General features: G+C 60.6%; 16 protein-coding genes. 8 read left to right on the plus strand and 8 right to left on the minus strand.

Features of this window, described 5'->3' with window-relative positions:
- Positions 1 to 11 precede the first annotated feature (11 nt).
- The 3 genes from E0F99_RS01025 to E0F99_RS01035 form a co-directional block, all read right to left on the minus strand.
- Positions 12 to 2297: an ABC transporter permease subunit gene (locus tag E0F99_RS01025; protein WP_083356072.1), complete on the minus strand. Its 2286-nt coding sequence runs from the start codon at positions 2295 to 2297 to the stop codon at positions 12 to 14.
- Positions 2298 to 2529: 232 nt separating this feature from the next.
- Positions 2530 to 3516: a phosphate ABC transporter substrate-binding protein PstS gene (locus E0F99_RS01030; protein ID WP_083356071.1), complete on the minus strand. Its 987-nt coding sequence runs from the start codon at positions 3514 to 3516 to the stop codon at positions 2530 to 2532.
- A 250-nt stretch (positions 3517 to 3766) separates the two neighbouring features.
- The gene (locus E0F99_RS01035) at positions 3767 to 5056 is read right to left on the minus strand and encodes an MFS transporter (protein WP_083356070.1); all 1290 of its coding nucleotides are present in this window, start codon (positions 5054 to 5056) and stop codon (positions 3767 to 3769) included.
- Positions 5057 to 5513: 457 nt separating this feature from the next.
- Here E0F99_RS01035 and E0F99_RS01040 point away from each other — a divergent pair, with 457 nt between their 5' ends.
- Together E0F99_RS01040 and E0F99_RS01045 are read left to right on the plus strand one after the other, a co-directional pair.
- Positions 5514 to 5918 (plus strand): acyl-CoA thioesterase, encoded by a 405-nt coding sequence (locus E0F99_RS01040; RefSeq protein WP_010566936.1) that lies wholly within the window; start codon positions 5514 to 5516, stop codon positions 5916 to 5918.
- Between the two features lie 58 nt (positions 5919 to 5976).
- Positions 5977 to 6876 carry a D-hexose-6-phosphate mutarotase gene (locus E0F99_RS01045; protein WP_083356069.1) on the plus strand — a complete coding sequence of 300 codons (900 nt, stop codon included), beginning with the start codon at positions 5977 to 5979 and terminating at the stop codon, positions 6874 to 6876.
- 120 nt (positions 6877 to 6996) lie between these two features.
- Here E0F99_RS01045 and E0F99_RS01050 read toward each other — a convergent pair whose 3' ends face one another.
- The 5 genes from E0F99_RS01050 to E0F99_RS01070 form a co-directional block, all read right to left on the minus strand.
- The gene (locus E0F99_RS01050) at positions 6997 to 7533 is read right to left on the minus strand and encodes a DUF3299 domain-containing protein (RefSeq protein ID WP_083356068.1); all 537 of its coding nucleotides are present in this window, start codon (positions 7531 to 7533) and stop codon (positions 6997 to 6999) included.
- A 77-nt stretch (positions 7534 to 7610) separates the two neighbouring features.
- Entirely contained in the window at positions 7611 to 7856 is a 246-nt protein-coding gene (locus E0F99_RS01055) for a GlsB/YeaQ/YmgE family stress response membrane protein (RefSeq protein WP_010168336.1), read from the minus strand.
- A 106-nt stretch (positions 7857 to 7962) separates the two neighbouring features.
- Positions 7963 to 9048 carry a 5-(carboxyamino)imidazole ribonucleotide synthase gene (locus tag E0F99_RS01060; RefSeq protein ID WP_083356067.1) on the minus strand — a complete coding sequence of 362 codons (1086 nt, stop codon included), beginning with the start codon at positions 9046 to 9048 and terminating at the stop codon, positions 7963 to 7965.
- 12 nt (positions 9049 to 9060) lie between these two features.
- Positions 9061 to 9552, minus strand: a complete 492-nt coding sequence (gene purE / locus E0F99_RS01065) for a 5-(carboxyamino)imidazole ribonucleotide mutase (RefSeq protein ID WP_003195648.1) — start codon at positions 9550 to 9552, stop codon at positions 9061 to 9063.
- Between the two features lie 332 nt (positions 9553 to 9884).
- Positions 9885 to 10793: a LysR substrate-binding domain-containing protein gene (locus E0F99_RS01070; RefSeq protein ID WP_083356066.1), complete on the minus strand. Its 909-nt coding sequence runs from the start codon at positions 10791 to 10793 to the stop codon at positions 9885 to 9887.
- 182 nt (positions 10794 to 10975) lie between these two features.
- On the opposite strand from E0F99_RS01070, the gene aspA reads away from it, so the two are divergent.
- From aspA to E0F99_RS01100, 6 genes are all read left to right on the plus strand, one after another.
- Entirely contained in the window at positions 10976 to 12400 is a 1425-nt protein-coding gene (gene aspA, locus E0F99_RS01075) for an aspartate ammonia-lyase (RefSeq protein WP_083356065.1), read from the plus strand.
- A gap of 391 nt (positions 12401 to 12791) precedes the next feature.
- Complete coding sequence (locus E0F99_RS01080) at positions 12792 to 14243, plus strand: alanine/glycine:cation symporter family protein (protein WP_083356064.1); 1452 nt, start codon at positions 12792 to 12794, stop codon at positions 14241 to 14243.
- Positions 14244 to 14320: 77 nt separating this feature from the next.
- Complete coding sequence (locus tag E0F99_RS01085; protein ID WP_083356063.1) at positions 14321 to 15298, plus strand: asparaginase; 978 nt, start codon at positions 14321 to 14323, stop codon at positions 15296 to 15298.
- A 50-nt stretch (positions 15299 to 15348) separates the two neighbouring features.
- Positions 15349 to 16374 (plus strand): AraC family transcriptional regulator, encoded by a 1026-nt coding sequence (locus tag E0F99_RS01090; RefSeq protein WP_083356062.1) that lies wholly within the window; start codon positions 15349 to 15351, stop codon positions 16372 to 16374.
- Positions 16375 to 16473: 99 nt separating this feature from the next.
- A complete protein-coding gene (locus tag E0F99_RS01095) occupies positions 16474 to 17508 on the plus strand; it encodes a histone deacetylase family protein (protein ID WP_083356061.1) in 1035 nt (344 codons plus the stop codon).
- Entirely contained in the window at positions 17505 to 18596 is a 1092-nt protein-coding gene (locus E0F99_RS01100) for a polyamine ABC transporter substrate-binding protein (RefSeq protein WP_083356060.1), read from the plus strand. Before E0F99_RS01095 ends, E0F99_RS01100 begins: the two co-directional genes overlap by 4 nt.
- The last annotated feature ends 80 nt before the right edge of the window (positions 18597 to 18676 follow it).

Consider the following 18676-nt stretch of genomic DNA (forward strand, 5'->3'; position numbering starts at 1 on the left):
TTCTACCTTTCTTAAAGCGACGAGTATTTCTTGCGCAGACGCTGACGAATCAGCTCGGCGAGGGTGTTCATGATGAAGGTGAACAGCAGCAGCACCAGCGCCGAGAGGAACAGCACGCGGTAGTGACTGCCGCCCACTTCAGACTCGGGCATCTCTACCGCGACGTTCGCTGCCAGCGTGCGCAGGCCTTCGAACAGGTTCATCTCCATCACCGGGGTGTTACCAGTGGCCATCAACACGATCATGGTCTCGCCGACGGCGCGGCCCATGCCGATCATCAGTGCCGAGAAAATGCCCGGGCTGGCGGTCAGGATCACCACGCGCGTCATGGTTTGCCATGGCGTGGCGCCCAAGGCCAGCGAGCCCAGGGTCAGGCCGCGCGGCACGCTGAACACGGCGTCTTCGGCGATGGAGTAGATATTCGGAATCACCGCGAAACCCATGGCCAGACCGACCACCAGCGCGTTGCGCTGATCGTAGGTAATCCCCAGGTCGTGGGAAATCCACATGCGCATGTCACCGCCGAAGAACCAGGTTTCCAGGTACGGGCTCATGTACAGCGAGAGCCAGCCTACAAAGAGGATCACCGGGATCAGGATTGCACTTTCCCAACCATCGGGAACGCGCAGGCGGATCGACTCAGGCAAGCGACTGAAGACAAAACCGGCCACCAAAATGCCAATCGGCAGCAGCATCAGCAGGCTGAAAATCCCCGGCAAATGCCCTTCGACATATGGCGCAAGGAACAGGCCGGCGAAGAAGCCGAGAATGACCGTCGGCATCGCCTCCATCAACTCGATCACCGGCTTGACCTTGCGGCGCAGGCTCGGGGCCATGAAGTAGGCGGTGTAAATCGCAGCGGCAACCGCCAGTGGCGCAGCCAGCAGCATGGCGTAGAACGCGGCCTTCAATGTACCGAAGGTCAACGGCGCCAGGCTCATCTTGGGTTCGAAGTCGGTGTTGGCGGCGGTCGATTGCCAGACGTATTTAGGCTCGTCGTAGTTTTCGTACCAGACCTTGCTCCACAACGCGCTCCAGGACACTTCCGGGTGCGGGTTATCCAGCAGCAACGGTTGCAGCTTGCCGCCGGCTTCGACGATCACGCGGTTAGCGCGTGGCGACATGCCGAACACGCCTTGGCCGTCGACCACCGGGTCGACCAGCAAAGTGCGGTGCGCGGTGCTGTGGAACACGCCGAGTTTGCCGGACGCGTCGAGGGCGGTGAAGCCTTTGCGACGTTGTTCAGCCGTGATTTCCACGATTGGCGTGGTGCCCATCTGGAAAGTACGGATCTGTTTCAGGCGCTGTTCGCCGTCCGGGTCACGGGCCATGAACCATTGCGCCAGGCCGCCCTTGGAGTTACCGACGATCAGCGAGATACCGCCCACCAGCTGCGTGCTGGCGGTGATTTCGGCATTGCCGTCTTCAAGGAGTTTGTAGCGACCGTTCAGGCTTTTGTCGCGCAGGCTGAACACATCGGCCTGGGCACGGCCGTTGATCACGTACAACCATTGCTGGCGCGGATCCACGAAGATAGCTTTCACCGGCTCGGTCATTTGCGGCAGCTCGATACGCTTCTGCTCGGTGGTGACTTCCTCGGTCATCATGTTTTCTTCACGGCTGATAGACAGCACGTTCAGATGCGCACCACTGGAACCGGCCAACACCAACGACGAGTCGCTGGCGTTCAGCGCAACGTGTTCCAGCGGGCGACCGGCTTCATCCAGCACGATCGGCGTTTCGCCGTAAGGGTATTCAACCGCAGGCGTAATGGTTTTCTTGCCGTCCGGGTAGGACACCTTATACGTGTGGCGGAACACCAGGGACTGGCCATTCGACAACCCAAGAACCACCAATGGGCTGCCCGGCTGGTCTTCACCAATGGACGCAACACTCGCGCCTGCTGGCAGCGGCAAGTCAACACGCTTGAGCTCGGCGCCGGTGTCCACATTAAAGAACAGCGCCTGGCCTTTGTCGGAAACCCGCATAGCGACCTGGTTCTGCTCTTCGAGGGAGATCATCAACGGCTTGCCGGCGTCCTGGAGCCAGGCGGGCGTGAGCGCATCTTCTTTAGTCAGCGAGGCACCTTGGAACAGTGGCGCGACAACGTAGGCAAGGAAGAAGAAAATCAGCGTGATCGCGCCGAGGACGGCGAGGCCGCCGATCAACACGTACCAACGGGTCAGGCGATCTTTGAGCGCGCGAATGCGGCGCTTGCGTTGCAGCTCAGGCGTATTGAAATCAATGCGCTTGGGGGGAGAAGTCGTCGTCATGGTGGAATTGGCCAGATCATTCATGCGCACACCCTAGCGATCCTGTATGACAGAAAGATGACAATGCAGTGACGCAAGAAATCCGCCGCGGAGCAGAGCTGACAGCGGACTAAAAAATTAGGGGTGTAGACGGTGAGTGGGGGAGCGGTTTTGCCCGCGATGGCGTCATACGGTTTCAACTCTAAACCGCGTCGCCAGCATCGCGGGCAAGCCCGCTCCCACAGAAAAACATGCGTCTACACCAGGTCTTGCAGGCTTAGTTGCCTTCTTTCAAACCCAGGTCAGCCAGGGCCTTGGCGGCCACTTTGGCTGGCAGTGGGATGTAGCCGTCTTTGACTACAACTTCCTGGCCCTGTTTGGACAGAACCAGTTTCACGAACTCAGCTTCCAGCGGGGCCAGCGGCTTGTTCGGGGCTTTGTTGACGTATACGTAGAGGAAACGCGACAGCGGGTATTTGCCGTTCAGGGCGTTTTCTTCGCTGTCTTCAATGAAGTCAGTGCTGCCTTTCTTGGCCAGGGCCACGGTCTTCACGCTTGCAGTCTTGTAGCCGATGCCCGAGTAACCGATGCCGTTCAGCGAGGAGCTGATCGACTGCACGACCGAAGCCGAGCCTGGTTGTTCGTTCACGTTTGGCTTGTAGTCGCCTTTGCACAGGGCTTCTTCTTTGAAGTAGCCGTAGGTGCCAGATACCGAGTTACGACCGAACAGCTGAACCGGCTTGTTGGCCAGGTCGCCAGTCACGCCCAGATCGCCCCAGGTTTTCACGTCGGCTTTAGCACCACACAGGCGAGTCGAGGAGAAGATCGCGTCGACCTGTTCCATGGTCAGGTGCTGGATCGGGTTGTCCTTGTGTACGAATACAGCCAGGGCATCCACGGCTACCGGGATAGCGGTTGGCTTGTAGCCGTACTTCTGCTCGAAGGCAGCCAGTTCGGTGTCCTTCATCTTGCGGCTCATCGGGCCCAGGTTGGAGGTGCCTTCAGTCAGCGCAGGTGGAGCCGTGGCGGAGCCGGCGGCCTGAATCTGGATGTTGACGTTCGGGTATTCCTTTTTATAGGACTCAGCCCACAGGGTCATCAGGTTAGCCAGAGTGTCGGAACCAACGCTGGACAGGTTGCCCGAGACACCGGTGGTCTTGGTGTACGGCGCAATTGCCGGGTCAACACCAGCGGCTACCGCGTTAGCGGTCGCAACGCCAGCAGCGACAAAAGTCATTGCCGCCATCAAACGTTTCAGTTTCATGCCTTGCTCCTAGCAGATAGGGATAGTTGGATCGGGGCCAAGTATCGGTAGGCCGTGTGAACACTCTATGTCTGGAATGTGACAATTAGATGAAAGGCCAGTATTTATGAAAAACCTGACAGGAAGGATAAAGATCAATAGATCCGGGGCTTGCGAGGAGGTTAGAGCGCTTGAAGCGGTGTTTCAGAAATACGCTGTAATCCATGACCATTCCCACACTGCTGTGTAGGAATGGTCTTCAAGCTGCGGGTTAGCGTCCGCGCTTCCACAGATACCCACCCACCAACGTCCCCATCACGCACAACACGGCGACATAGTAAGCAGGGCCCATCGGGCTTTCCTTCATCAGCAGCGACACCGCCAGCGGCGTCAACCCCCCAAACACGGCGTAGGCGACGTTGTAAGAGAACGACAACCCGCTGAAACGCACCACCGGTGGGAACGCTTTCACCATCACATAAGGCACCACGCCGATCACACCAACAAACAGGCCGGTCAGGGTGTACAGCGGGAAGAGCCAGTTCGGGTGGTCAAGAAGGCTGTGGTACAGCGTCCACGAGGTCGCCAGCAGCAGCAAGCAACCGCTGACCAGCACACGGCCGGCGCCAAAGCGGTCGGCCAGGGCGCCGGAGGCGATGCAACCGAGGCTCAGGGCGACAATGGCCATGCTGTTGGCTTGCAGCGCGACGGTCGGGCTGAAGTGATAGACAGTTTGCAGCACAGTCGGGGTCATCAGAATAACGACCACGACACCGGCCGACAGCAGCCAGGTCAGCAACATCGACAGCACGATGGCGCCACGGTGGTCACGCAGTACAGCGCGCAATGGCAGTTCGGCGGCCAACGTCTTGCGTTGCTGCATCTCGGCAAAGATCGGCGTTTCATGCAGCCAGCGACGCAGGTACACCGACAGCAGGCCAAACACGCCGCCGAGCAAGAACGGAATACGCCAGGCGTAATCCGAAACCTGCTCCGGGCTATAGAGCGTGTTGATGGCAGTGGCCACCAGCGAACCCAGCAGGATGCCCGCAGTCAGGCCGCTGGTCAGGGTGCCGCAGGCGTAGCCGATGTGGCGCGGTGGCACGTGTTCGGAGACGAACACCCAGGCGCCCGGTACTTCGCCGCCAATCGCCGCGCCCTGAATGACGCGCATCAGCAGCAGCAGGATCGGCGCCCATAGGCCGATCTGCGCGTAGGTCGGCAGCAGACCCATGATCAGGGTCGGCACGGCCATCATAAAGATGCTCAGGGTGAACATCTTCTTGCGGCCCAGCAGGTCGCCGAAGTGCGCCATGATGATGCCGCCCAGCGGGCGTGCCAGGTAACCGGCGGCGAAGATGCCGAAGGTCTGCATCATGCGCAGCCATTCAGGCATGTCGGCAGGGAAGAACAGTTTCCCGACCACGGTGGCGAAAAACACGAAGATAATAAAGTCGTAAAACTCCAGCGCCCCGCCCAAAGCAGACAGCGACAGGGTTTTGTAGTCGTTGCGGGTCAGCGGGCGCGACGGTTGCGCACTGCTTGCGGGCACGGAGGACATGGCAAGGCTTCTCTTATAGTAGTCAGAACGGCAAGCCCGGGACTTGCGGCAGGTTTGGCAAGATAGCAAATCGCTTGAAAAAGCACAGCGCCTACCGAGTCATCGTTCAGAAGGGCGAAATATTCCCCATTTCTGCGCCTTCACCGCAATCAGAAACACAGTTGCGCGAAAAAGCCGCATAACAGCCGCGATTTGCCGACCAAATGAGTATCGGGAGGTCGTCGCGGCGCCGGCGTCTCGATATACTCGGCCCCTGCAAGCGCAAGAACCCCAGTCTTGAGAGGCTGCTGCGCCAAAACGTCGTTGGTGCCATCCAGCCGATTTGGCAGAGTTTCCCTTTAGTACGCCTTACGAGAAACGCATCGAGCGGTGTATGTTGGTGCTGAAACGTTTTTCCAGAAGACGGCTATCCACTTGAACTACCCATGAAGCGTCACGGGTCAGAGGCACCCTCGGCATGATCGAACTCGAACAAGAAGATCCTATTCCGCAAGGCGATCTCGCCCTGCAAATCACCGCGTTGCCGCGTGAAACCAACGGTTTTGGCGATATTTTCGGTGGCTGGCTGGTCTCACAGATGGACTTGGCCGGCACGGCCATGGCCAGCAAGGTTGCCGGTGGGCGTGTCGCTACCGTGGCGATTGATCGCATGGCGTTCCTGGTGCCGGTGGCTGTCGGCGCGCAACTGTCTTTCTATACCCAGGCTCTGGAAATCGGCCGCAGCTCCATCCAGATGATGGTCGAAGTGTGGAGCGACGACCCGCTGTCCAGCGAATGGCGCAAGGTAACCGAAGCGGTATTTGTGTTCGTCGCTATCGACGGCAGTGGCCGCACGCGCTCGGTGCCATCGCGCGCGCGTTAAACATCGCGGGGTTTTGACGGTCAATTGCCCCATTGCCTGCCATTAAAGAGTGCTTTGTATGCCTACGCCCCACGTTGAAAGCGTGAAAATCGACGAGCTGGACTGCTGGCGCATCCGCCACAACGACGCCGAACTGATGGTGGCCCAACAGGGCGCGCATATCATCAGTTACCAGCGAGAGGGCGAGCAGCCAGTCATCTGGCCGAACCCTGAGGCGGTGTTCAAGCAGGGCAAAGGCATTCGTACCGGCGTGCCGGTGTGCTGGCCGTGGTTTGGCGTATTCGACCGCAACCCGCCAAGCGTGAAGGCGATGCGCCAAAGTGTCCAACCCGCTGGTGCCCATGGTTTTGTGCGCACCGCACTGTGGGAATTGTCTGCGACCGAACTCGAAGGCGATGCATTGCGCGTAGACCTGGTACTGCCGGTACCTGAGGGCGGCTTCCCTGCGTGGCCGCATCAGGTCGGCCTGAAGTTGAGCTTGCTGCTGGACGATCAACTGCATATTCGCCTGACCAGCCACAACCGTGGCAGCGACACCGTTACGCTCAGCCAGGCGCTGCACACCTATTTCGCCGTGAGCGACGTGCGCAATGTGCAGGTTGAAGGCCTGGACGGGCGGGCGTATATCGACACCGCCGACGGCTGGAGCACCCAACAGCAATCCGGCCTGCTGCACTTCAGCGCCGAGACCGACCGTATTTACCTGGACACGCCAGCACAGTTGAACATTGTCGATAACGATTGGCAGCGCCGCCTCCAACTGACCAGCCAAGGCTCGAAGTCGACCGTGATCTGGAACCCATGGACCGAACGCGCCAAGGCTTTCGACGACATGGCCGCCGATGGCTGGCAGGGCATGCTGTGCATCGAGACGGCGAATGTGCTGGATGATGTGGTGAGCTTGGCGCCGGGCGAAAGCCATACCTTGGGCGTGAGCATCACAGCCGTCGCTCTGTAAACCCAATCAAAAATGTGGGAGGGGGCTTGCTCCCGATAGCAGGGAATCAGTCGATCTATCGTTGACTGAACCACCGCCATCGGGAGCAAGCCCCCTCCTACATTGGGTTATGTGTAGTGCTTACAGATCCGATTCCTTCACCACCCGCACCTTCCCCGCATCCAGCGCATAAGCGGCGTCCGCCAGATCGTTATTCACGTTCTCGACCCTCAACGTGCCCGTGACCCACAGCGGCGTGTAGATATCATCCAGCTTCAGGCCCTTGGGATAGCGCACCAGCACCAACTGGTTAGGCGGCGGTGGCGGCACGTGGATGCAGGCGCCTGGGTACGGCACGAGGAAGAACAGCGTACTGCGGCCCTTGGCATCGGTTTCCAGCGGCACCGGGTAGCCGCCGATGCGGATGTTCTTACCGTTCATGGCGGCCACGGTCTTGGTCGAATACATCACCGCCGGCAAGCCTTTGCTTTGCTTCAAGCCACCTTTGTCGGTGAATGTGCCTTGAGCTTCGGGGGAGTTGTGGTCGATCTCGGGCATAGCCTCGAGCGCTTTCTGGTCCGACAGCGGCATCAGGTCGAGCCAGTCGGTTTCCGGCAGTTCGCCAGCGTGCGCCAGGCCAGAGCCCAGCAAGAGAAGAGTCAACAGAAGACGGCGCATGGAGAGGCTCGACAAGTACAAGTGGCGAGCATTCTAGCCCTCTGCGCCTGCGCAGCGCAGAGGGCTTTGTCGTTAAATTATTTTTTCCGCAACAGGCCGTAGATCACCAGCAACACGATGGCGCCGATCAGCGCGCCGATAAAGCCTGCGCCCTGGCCCGCTTGGTAAATGCCCAGGGCCTGACCACCGTAGGTGGCGACCAAGGAGCCTGCAATACCCAGCAGGATGGTCATGATCCAGCCCATGCTGTCGTCGCCAGGCTTGAGGAAGCGCGCGAGCAGACCGACGATCAGGCCGATAAAGATGGTTCCGATGATACCCATGGCATTCCCCTCTGATTAAATGTGAGCCATGCCAAAGCCTAGTCAGGCTTTGGCATCCTGCAATCAGAGAGACGACGGTGACCAATGGTTCCCGACGATCCTTGGCTTATTGCTCGGCGATCAGCGCTTCGACCTTGAGGATCTGCGCTTGCAGCGTCGCTCGGTCTTTGCAGCGCAGGTTGGCGTGACCGACCTTGCGCCCTGCCTTGAAGGCTTTACCGTAGTGATGCAGGTGGCAGTCATCGATCGCAATCACACGCTCAACCGGCGGCACAACGCCGATGAAGTTGAGCATGGCGCTCTCGCCGACCTTGGCCGTGGAGCCCAACGGCAAGCCCGCCACCGCACGCAGGTGGTTTTCGAACTGGCTGCACTCGGCGCCTTCGGTGGTCCAGTGCCCGGAGTTGTGCACCCGCGGGGCGATTTCGTTGGCCTTGAGGCCACCGTCGACTTCAAAGAACTCGAACGCCATCACGCCGACGTAATCCAGCTGCTTGAGCACACGGCTGGAATAGTCTTCGGCCAGGGCCTGCAGCGGGTGGTCGGTGCTGGCCACGGACAGCTTGAGAATGCCGCTGTCGTGGGTGTTGTGCACCAACGGGTAGAAGCGGGTTTCGCCATCACGGGCGCGCACGGCGATCAGCGAGACTTCACCGGTGAACGGCACGAAGCCTTCCAGCAGGCAGGCGACGCTGCCCAATTCGGCAAAGGTACCGACCACATCGGCGGCGGTGCGCAGGACTTTCTGGCCCTTGCCGTCGTAACCCAGAGTGCGGGTCTTCAGCACGGCCGGCAGGCCGATGCTGGCAACGGCAGCGTCCAGGTCAGCCTGGGATTGGATGTCGGCGAAGGCCGGGGTTGGAATGCCCAGGTCTTTGAACATGCTCTTTTCGAACCAGCGGTCGCGAGCGATGCGCAACGCTTCAGCGCTCGGGTACACCGGTACGAACTGCGACAGGAAGGCTACGGTTTCGGCCGGGACGCTTTCGAATTCGAAAGTCACCAAGTCGACTTCATCGGCCAGTTGGCGCAGATGGTCCGGGTCACTGTAGTCAGCGCGCAGGTGTTCACCGAGGGCTGCCGCGCAAGCGTCCGGCGCCGGGTCCAGGAAAGCGAAGTTCATCCCCAGCGGGGTGCCCGCCAAAGCCAGCATGCGACCCAGTTGGCCGCCACCGATTACACCGATTTTCATCAATCAATAACCTCAGGCGATGCGTGGGTCTGGATTGTCCAGGACGCTGTCTGTCTGCTCAGCACGAAATTTTTTCAGCACCGCGTGGAATTGCGGGTGCTTGGCGCCCAGGATACTGGCGGACAGCAAAGCCGCGTTGATCGCGCCGGCCTTGCCGATCGCCAGGGTCGCCACCGGAATGCCTGCTGGCATCTGCACGATGGACAACAGCGAATCCACGCCCGAGAGCATCGACGACTGCACCGGCACGCCAAGCACTGGCAGGTGGGTCTTGGCCGCACACATGCCTGGCAGGTGCGCCGCACCGCCGGCACCGGCGATGATCACCTCGATGCCACGGGATTCTGCTTCATCGGCATACTGGAACAGCAAATCCGGGGTGCGGTGGGCAGAGACCACTTTCACTTCATACGGAATGCCGAGTTTTTCCAGCATATCGGCGGTGTGGCTAAGGGTGGACCAATCGGACTTGGAGCCCATGATCACGCCAACCAATGCACTCATCGTCGTGCCTCTTCTCTCTGGGCGCCCGCAGGCGCGTCAAAAAACAACAAGCCACGCGGGAAATCCGGCGTGGCTTGGTGTACGAATTAAGGCCGGTTGGACCGGCCGAAGGCCGCGCAGTATACCGTAATAATCCAGATAAACAGCCCCTGGAATGACCATCTGTCTAGCCGTGCAAACCGGCGGTTTTATTGACTTTCAGGTCAGCGAAAACACCGCAAAACTAATGTGGGAGCGGGCTTGCTCGCGAAGGCGGTGTATCAGCCACAGATGGGTTGCCTTACACGACGCTTTCGCGAGCAAGCCCGCTCCCACATTTGATCTGTGTTAGCTCAGGTATTCTGCGCCGCGCCGCCTTCCAGCTTGCGCCACAACAACCGCACATTCGCCTTGCGCACCAGGGCACAGCGGTACAGACGAATCTCCAGCGGCACATGCCATTGCGGGCCACCGCACACCACCAGTTCGCCCCGGGCCAGCTCGGCGCGCACGCTCAGCTGCGGCACCCAGGCAATGCCCAGGCCTTCGAGGGCCATGCTTTTCAGGCTGTCGGCCATGGCGGTTTCGTAAATCGTGGTGAAGCGCAGCGCGCGCTGACGCAGCAGCAGGTTCACCGAGCGTCCAAGAAACGCACCGGCGCTGTAGGCCAGCAGCGGCACACTGCCCTCGCCTTCCAGGTCGAACAATGGCTTGCCCTCAGCATCGGCGGCGCACACCGGGAGCATTTCGGTATTGCCCAGGTGCAGCGACGGGAAGATCTCCGGGTCCATCTGCAAGGCCGCGTCGGGGTCGTAGAACGCCAGCATCAAATCGCAGCCGCCTTCGCGCAGGGCGTGCACGGCGTCGCCGACGTTGGTGGCGACCAGCCGTGTGGCGATGTTCAGGCCTTCGTTGCGCAGTTGCGCGATCCAGCGCGGGAAGAAGCCCAATGCCAAAGAGTGAGCGGCCGCCACTTGCATGACTTCACCCTGCCCGCCTTCCAAGTGATGCAAATGGCGCAAGACTTCACCGAGCTGCTCGACCACCGTGCGCGCGGTGACCAGGAACAGTTGCCCCGCCGCCGTCAGTTCGACTGGCGTGCGCGAGCGGTTGACCAAGGTCAGGCCCAGTGCGGCTTCCAGGCTGCGAATACGACGGCTGAACGCCGGCTGAGTGACGAAACGCCGCTCCGCCGCCTGGGAAAAGCTGCGGGTTGCCGCCAAGGCGCTGAAGTCTTCCAGCCATTTGCTCTCAAGGTTCATCACTTCCTCCCACGGGTACGCACCATTTTGGCACACACGCCCGTCATGATAGCTGGGTCACACCTACATTATGCCGTTTGTGCATAGGCCAGTGTTTAACAGCATTGGCCCAAAAACGCCTACAAGCCTAGCATTCGCAGCGTTCCGGCCAGTTCCGGGTCCCTATCGAGATGATTTCCGTCATGTCCTCCGCTGCATCATTCCGCACAGAAAAAGACCTGCTTGGCGTACTTGAAGTACCTGCTCAAGCGTATTACGGCATCCAGACCCTGCGAGCGGTGAATAACTTCCGCCTCTCGGGCGTTCCGATTTCGCATTACCCGAAATTGGTGGTCGGCCTGGCAATGGTCAAGCAAGCAGCCGCTGACGCCAACCGCGAGTTGGGCCAGCTCAGCGAAGCCAAGCACGCAGCCATCAGCGAAGCCTGTGCCCGCCTGATCCGCGGCGATTTCCACGAAGAGTTCGTGGTGGACATGATTCAAGGCGGCGCCGGCACTTCAACCAACATGAATGCCAACGAAGTCATCGCCAACATCGCGTTGGAGGCCATGGGCCACAACAAGGGCGAGTACCAGTACCTGCACCCTAACAACGACGTGAACATGGCGCAGTCGACCAACGACGCCTACCCGACCGCGATCCGTTTGGGTCTGCTGCTGGGCCATGACGCGCTGCTCGCCAGCCTCGACAGCCTGATCCAGGCGTTCGCCGCCAAAGGCGTCGAGTTCGGCCACGTGCTGAAAATGGGCCGCACCCAATTGCAAGACGCCGTGCCGATGACCCTCGGCCAGGAATTCCGTGCCTTCGCCACCACCCTCGGTGAAGACTTGGCCCGCCTGAAAACCCTGGCACCGGAGTTGTTGACCGAAGTGAACCTGGGCGGCACCGCCATCGGCACCGGCATCAACGCCGACCCGCGTTACCAGGCCCTGGCTGTACAACGCCTGGCCCTGATCAGCGGCCAGCCGCTGGTACCGGCTGCCGACTTGATCGAAGCCACCTCCGACATGGGCGCCTTCGTGCTGTTCTCCGGCATGCTCAAGCGTACCGCGGTGAAGCTGTCGAAAATCTGCAACGACCTGCGCCTGCTGTCCAGCGGCCCACGCACCGGCATCAACGAGATCAACCTGCCGGCACGCCAGCCAGGCAGCTCGATCATGCCCGGCAAGGTCAACCCGGTGATTCCGGAAGCAGTAAACCAGGTGGCGTTCCAAGTTATCGGTAACGACCTGGCCCTGACCATGGCAGCCGAAGGTGGCCAACTGCAGTTGAACGTGATGGAGCCGCTGATCGCCTTCAAGATCTTCGACTCGATCCGCCTGCTGCAACGCGCCATGGACATGCTGCGCGAACACTGCATCGTCGGCATCACCGCCAACGAAGCCCGCTGCCGTGAACTGGTGGAGCATTCCATCGGCCTGGTGACCGCGCTGAACCCGTACATCGGCTATGAAAACGCCACCCGCATTGCGCGTATCGCCCTTGAAAGCGGCCGCGGCGTGCTGGAGTTGGTGCGCGAAGAAGGCTTGCTCGACGACGCCATGCTCAACGACATCCTGCGCCCCGAAAACATGATTGCCCCACGTTTGGTCCCGCTGAAGGCCTAACGTTTGTTGCACTGCTCACCAGGATGAGGGACTAGACACCTCTCACCTTTTGAGGGCCTGAAGGCTCGTTCTTCAGGCCCTTTTTTTTGCCTCAAGGTTGTGAAATGACGCCCATAAAAACTCCAATATCGCCCTGCAAAGCCACCTTGCCTGCCACCGTTTGGCTGAAACCTTTAATCGCCCCGTGCAGACGGATCACGCTCGCCTAGGTATAGTGCCGCCCCTCTCGCGTCTGCGGCCGTCGGTAACGAGGCCCGGGTACAGCGCGAAACCGCATGAATAACAACACCCGCAAAAGGATTAGGGTCCAAGCGTCGTGCACTGCCTGGTGCTGAGCGATGCGTCGGACCGTCCTGCGTTTGCCATTAGAAAAATCAGCGAGGAACACTCCATGCTCGAAGTCATCAACGACTTCCTCTCAGGGAAAGTACTGATCGTGCTCATTGTCGGGCTCGGCGGTTATTTCACGATCCGCTCGCGTTTCGTTCAATTGCGTCACTTTTTCCACATGTTCTCGGTGTTTAAAGACAGCCTCAAGAGCAGCGCCGGCCAACTCAGCTCCTTCCAGGCGCTGATGCTCAGCCTGGCGGGCCGCGTGGGTGCCGGTAACATCGCCGGTGTCGGCATTGCCGTAACCTTGGGTGGCCCGGGTGCCGTGTTCTGGATGTGGGTCACCGCGCTGGTGGGCATGTCTTCGAGCTTTATCGAGTGCTCCCTCGGCCAGCTGTACAAGCGCACTGACGCTGAAGGCACCTACCGTGGTGGCCCGGCCTACTACATCCAGCATGGCCTGCAGAAGCGCTGGCTGGGTATGGTCATGGCGTTCCTGTTGCTGGTGACCTTCGGTTTTGCCTTCAACGGCCTGCAAGCTCACGCCGTCACGCACTCGCTGAACAACGCTTTCGGCCTCGACACCACTTACACCGGCCTGGCGCTGGCAGTGTTGCTGGGCCTGGTGTTCATCGGTGGGATCAAGCGCATCGCCTCGATCGCCGACCTGCTGGTGCCGGTCAAGACCCTGGTCTACATCGCCGTGACCCTGTACGTGATCGTGCTGCAATTTGACCACGTGCCAGCCATGCTCGCGACCATCGTCAAGAGCGCGTTCGGCCTCGACCAAGCTTTCGGTGGCTTGGTGGGCAGCGCGATCATCATGGGTGTGAAGCGCGGCGTGTTCGCCAACGAAGCCGGTTTGGGCAGTGCGCCTAACGTGGCCGCAGTGGCTTCGGTAAAACACCCAATCGCCCAAGGTGTGGTGCAAGCGTTCAGCGTGTTCCTCGACACCTTCGTGATCTGCACCTGCACCGCCTTGCTGATCCTGCTCTCCGGTTTCTACACGCCAGGCTTTGAAGGCGACGGCATTGCCCTGACCCAGAACTCGCTGGCGGCCGTAGTCGGCGACTGGGGCCGGATGTTCATCTCGGTGGCCCTGGCGTTGTTCGTGTTCACCTCGATCATGTACAACTACTACTTGGGCGAGAGCAACCTGCGCTTCCTGGTCGGCAACAACCGCACAGTGTTGATGGGCTACCGCGCGCTGGTGCTGGTGCTGATTTTCTGGGGTTCGATCGAGAACCTCAGCACCGTGTTCGCCTTCGCCGACATCACCATGACCCTGCTCGCGTTCGTCAACCTGTTCGCCCTGGCGTTCCTGTTCAAGATCGCCATGCGCATCCTGAACGACTACGACAACCAGCGCGCAGCGGGCATCAAAACCCCGGTGTTCGACTCCAGCCAGTTCCCTGATCTGGACCTGGACCGCAAGGCCTGGCCTGCGAACCCGGTGAAGCCCGAGCCAGCCGCTCAAGCATCGGCTGAACTGAGCGCTCAAACGCAACACTAAGCCTAGATAGATGACACGCCGCCCGGCCTTGGGCATGCTCTGGGCCCGGCGGCGTTTTTCGTTCAGGAGATTGTTTGATGCAACCAGCTAACACCCTTATGGTGCTCTACACCGGCGGCACCATCGGCATGCAGGCCAGCGCCAACGGCCTGGCGCCTGCGTCGGGTTTCGAAGCGCGCATGCGCGAACAGCTTGCCAACCTGCCAGTGCCCGCCTGGCGCTTTCGCGAAATGTCGCCACTGATCGACAGTGCCAACATGACCCCGGCCTACTGGCAGCGCCTGCGCACCGCCGTCGTCGAGGCCGTGGATGAGGGCTGCGACGCCGTGCTGATCCTGCACGGCACCGACACCCTGGCCTACAGCGCGGCGGCCATGAGCTTCCAGTTGCTGGGGCTGCCGGCGCCGGTGGTGTTCACCGGCTCCATGTTGCCCGCCGGCGTGCCCGACAGCGATGCGTGGGAAAACGTCAGCGGCGCTCTCGCCGTGTTGGGCGAAGGCTTGGCACCGGGCGTGCATCTGTACTTCCACGGTGCGCTGATGGCGCCGACCCGCTGCGCAAAAATCCGCAGCTTCGGCCGTCATCCCTTTGCCGCACTGCAACGCAACGGCGGCGCAGCCAAGGCCGATGCACTTCCCGCAGCCCTGGATTATCGCCAACCCAAGGCCCTGGCCAACGTCGGCGTATTGCCGCTGGTGCCGGGCATCGCTGCCGGGCAACTGGATGGGTTGATCGACAGTGGCATCCAGGCGTTGGTGCTGGAATGCTTTGGCAGCGGCACCGGGCCCAGCGATAACCCGGCGTTCCTCGCCAGCCTCAAGCGTGCACAGGCGCTGGATGTGGTCGTGGTGGCAATCACCCAATGCCATGAAGGCGGCGTGGAGCTGGATGTGTATGAAGCCGGCAGCCGTTTGCGCGGCGTGGGCGTACTGTCCGGCGGCGGCATGACCCGCGAAGCGGCGTTCGGCAAGTTGCAGGCCCTGCTCGGTGCCGGGCTTGCGACCAGCGAAGTGCGCCGTCTGGTGGAACTGGACCTGTGCGGCGAACTGAGCTGACCGGCATGTAACTTGCTCCACTTCCAGCCATCCCCTGGCTGGAAGTTCCCATGCTGCACTCCCACCTCACCACCCTCAATGCCGTCTCTTTGGTGCTCAATACCTTCAAGGCCGAAGGGTTGCCTTTTGAGGCGCTGCTGGCCGGCAGTGGTATCTGCGCGGCGGACCTGAGCCGCTCCGACACACGCATCACCACCAACCAGGAAATGCGCGTGTGCGCCAACGCCGTGGCCCTGCGCCAGGATATAGGCCTGGAGCTGGGCCGCCAGATGCATGTTTCAGCCTACGGCATGCTCGGTTACGCGCTGCTCACCAGTGCCACCTTCGGTGACGCTTTGCGCTTGGCGCTGCGTTATCCGGCGCTATTGGGAACACTGTTCGAGCTGAGCCTGGAGGCGGACGGTGAGCGCATCTGGTTCACCGCCAGCGACTACCGCGAACATCCCGCGCTGAAAATGTTCAACGTCGAACTGTGCCTGGCCTCGCTCAAGGTGATCTGCGACGACCTGCTTGGCCAGCCCCTGCCGCTGCTCGCCGCGCGCTTTGAACATGACGCCCCGCACTACCGCACTCGCTACGCAGAACGCTTTCCTTGCCCGTTGCAGTTTCAGGCCACCGCCAATGCCTTTGCCTTCGACAAACATTGGCTCGACCAGCCGCTGCCGTTGGCTGACGCGGTTACCCACCAGGCCATGGCCGAGCGCTGCCGTAAACAGAACCTGGAGTTCACCGGACGCCAAGCCTGGCTGGGCAGGATTCGCCAACTGCTCACCACCCAACTCAATGCCGCGCCCGGCCTGGAAGGCCTGGCCGAGCAGTTGAACTGTTCGGCGCGTACCCTGCGCCGCCATCTGCATAACCTGGGCAGCAGCTATCAGGAACTGCTGGACGAGCTGCGCTTCGAGCGTGCCAAGCAGTTGCTGACTGAAGAGCAATGGCCGATTTACCACATTGCCGAGGCGCTGGGGTTCAGCGAGACCGCCAGTTTCAGGCATGCGTTTGTGCGGTGGAGTGGCGTGGCTCCGAGCCAGTTTCGCCCGCGACGCCCCATTGAGGAGCGAATTTCGGACAGATAATTTGGCCGTATTTATCCCCTTTTGGCCGCTCCTGCCGTTCTCATAAACACGGCCCGCCGCAAGACTGCATCCACCGATACAGCCTGCGGAGAACAACAAATGCTGACGATCTACTCGGACGATCATCACCTGCATCACGGTCGTTGTGAATTGATGGACGGGCAACTGATGCCCTGCTTCGAAATGCCGTCGCGCGCCGACCATGTGCTGCAACGCGTCAAGGACCGCGAACTGGGCCCGGTGCAGGCGCCGCAGGACTTTGGCCTGGCGCCGCTGCAACGCATTCATAGTCGCGACTACCTGAACTTCTTCAAAGGTGCCTGGGAACGCTGGACCGAGTTCGGCCAGGACGGCGACCTGCTGCCCTACACCTGGCCCGCCCGCACCTTGCGCCGGGTGCTGCCCACCAGCCTGCACGGCCAGTTGGGCTATTACAGTTTTGATGGCGGCGCCCCGATTACGGCCGGCACCTGGCAAGCCGCCTACAGCGCGGCCCAGGTCGCACTGACCGCGCAACAAGCAATCATGCAAGGTGCGAACGCCGCCTTTGCTCTGTGCCGCCCGCCGGGCCATCACGCCGCTAGCGATTTGATGGGCGGTTATTGCTACCTCAATAACGCGGCCATTGCCGCCCAGGCATTTCTGGACCAAGGCCATAAAAAGGTCGCGATCCTCGACGTGGATTACCACCACGGCAATGGCACCCAATCGATTTTCTATGCCCGCAGCGACGTGCTCTTCACCTCGATCCATGGCCACCCGGAAGCGGAATTTCCGTTTTTCCTGGGGTATGCCGACGAGCTGGGAGAAGGCACAGGCGAAGGTTTCAACTTCAACTATCCGCTGCCGGCAGGTTGCGGCTGGGACCGTTGGAGCGCTGCACTCGCACAAGCGTGCCAACAGATCGAGCGCTACGGCGCCGATGTGATCGTGGTGTCCCTGGGCGTGGACACCTTCAAGGACGACCCGATCTCACAATTCAAGCTCGACAGCCCCGATTACCTGGCGATGGGCGCACGCATCGCCCACTTAGGCAAACCGACGCTGTTTGTCATGGAAGGCGGCTACGCCGTGGAAGAAATCGGCGTCAACGCCGTCAACGTTCTCGAAGGTTTTGCAGAGTCCACCCAATGAACATGCTCAAGTCACTCGTCCTCTGTGCAGCCGTTATCGGCGGCGCAGCTCACGCCGAAGAGAAAACGCTGAAGGTCTACAACTGGTTCGACTACATCACGCCCAAGGCACTTGAAGACTTCAAGGCACAGACCCCCAAAATCAAACTGGTGTACGACATCTTCGACACCAACGAAGCCTTGGAGGCCAAGCTGCTCACCGGCAACTCCGGCTATGACGTGGTGGTGCCGTCCAATGTGTTCCTGGCCAAGCAGATTGAAGCCGGCGTGTTCCAGCCGTTGGACCGCAGCCAGATACCCAACTGGAACCACCTCGACCCCAAGCTGATGAAGTTGATCGAAGCCAACGACCCCGGCAATAAATTCGCCGTGCCTTACATGTACGGCACCATCCTCATCGGTTTCAACCCGGCCAAGGTCAAGGCGGCGCTGGGCGATAACGCGCAGGTGGACAGTTGGGACCTGATCTTCAACGAAGAGAACATCAGCAAGCTCAAGCAATGCGGGGTCGCCCTGCTCGATTCGCCCTCGGAGATCTTACCGTTGGCCTTGCAACACCTGGGCCTGGACCCCAATAGCAGTAACCCCAAGGACTACGTCAAGGCGGAAGCGCTGCTGATGAAAATCCGCCCCTACATCACCTACTTCCACTCATCCAAGTACATGGCCGATATCGCCAACGGCGACATCTGCGTAGCCGTCGGTTATTCCGGCAGTTTCGCCCAGGCCGCCAACCGTGCTAAAGAGGCCAAAAATGGCGTGACCGTGGACATGCGCCTACCCAAAGAAGGTGCGCCGATCTGGTTCGACATGCTCGCCATTCCCAAGGGTGCGCAAAACCCGCAGGACGCCTACCGCTTTATCAACTACCTGCTGAAACCTCAGGTAATCGCGCCGATCAGCGACTTTGTCGGCTACCCCAACCCGAACAAGGACGCCACCGGGTTCGTCGACCCGGCCATCCGCAACAACCCAAATCTGTACCCCACTGAAGCCGCCATGGCCACGCTCTACACCCTCAAACCCCTGGGCCGTGATGCCGAGCGCGCCAGAACCCGGGCCTGGACCAAGATCAAGTCCGGTACTTGATCCCGAGCGGGGCGGGCGGGCTCGCCCCCTATTTATCTACCGTCCTCGCCACATCCGGACTCATTACCTTGCGCATTCCA

Origin of the sequence: Pseudomonas antarctica (assembly GCF_900624995.1) — a bacterium.
GTDB lineage: Bacteria > Pseudomonadota > Gammaproteobacteria > Pseudomonadales > Pseudomonadaceae > Aquipseudomonas > Aquipseudomonas antarctica.

Coding starts and splice junctions, on each gene's coding strand:
- E0F99_RS01025 (WP_083356072.1), bottom strand. CDS start 2,297: ATGAATGATCTGGCCAATTCCACCATGACGACGACTTCTCCCCCCAAG.
- E0F99_RS01030 (WP_083356071.1), bottom strand. CDS start 3,516: ATGAAACTGAAACGTTTGATGGCGGCAATGACTTTTGTCGCTGCTGGC.
- E0F99_RS01035 (WP_083356070.1), bottom strand. CDS start 5,056: ATGTCCTCCGTGCCCGCAAGCAGTGCGCAACCGTCGCGCCCGCTGACC.
- E0F99_RS01040 (WP_010566936.1), top strand. CDS start 5,514: ATGATCGAACTCGAACAAGAAGATCCTATTCCGCAAGGCGATCTCGCC.
- E0F99_RS01045 (WP_083356069.1), top strand. CDS start 5,977: ATGCCTACGCCCCACGTTGAAAGCGTGAAAATCGACGAGCTGGACTGC.
- E0F99_RS01050 (WP_083356068.1), bottom strand. CDS start 7,533: ATGCGCCGTCTTCTGTTGACTCTTCTCTTGCTGGGCTCTGGCCTGGCG.
- E0F99_RS01055 (WP_010168336.1), bottom strand. CDS start 7,856: ATGGGTATCATCGGAACCATCTTTATCGGCCTGATCGTCGGTCTGCTC.
- E0F99_RS01060 (WP_083356067.1), bottom strand. CDS start 9,048: ATGAAAATCGGTGTAATCGGTGGCGGCCAACTGGGTCGCATGCTGGCT.
- purE (WP_003195648.1), bottom strand. CDS start 9,552: ATGAGTGCATTGGTTGGCGTGATCATGGGCTCCAAGTCCGATTGGTCC.
- E0F99_RS01070 (WP_083356066.1), bottom strand. CDS start 10,793: ATGAACCTTGAGAGCAAATGGCTGGAAGACTTCAGCGCCTTGGCGGCA.
- aspA (WP_083356065.1), top strand. CDS start 10,976: ATGTCCTCCGCTGCATCATTCCGCACAGAAAAAGACCTGCTTGGCGTA.
- E0F99_RS01080 (WP_083356064.1), top strand. CDS start 12,792: ATGCTCGAAGTCATCAACGACTTCCTCTCAGGGAAAGTACTGATCGTG.
- E0F99_RS01085 (WP_083356063.1), top strand. CDS start 14,321: ATGCAACCAGCTAACACCCTTATGGTGCTCTACACCGGCGGCACCATC.
- E0F99_RS01090 (WP_083356062.1), top strand. CDS start 15,349: ATGCTGCACTCCCACCTCACCACCCTCAATGCCGTCTCTTTGGTGCTC.
- E0F99_RS01095 (WP_083356061.1), top strand. CDS start 16,474: ATGCTGACGATCTACTCGGACGATCATCACCTGCATCACGGTCGTTGT.
- E0F99_RS01100 (WP_083356060.1), top strand. CDS start 17,505: ATGAACATGCTCAAGTCACTCGTCCTCTGTGCAGCCGTTATCGGCGGC.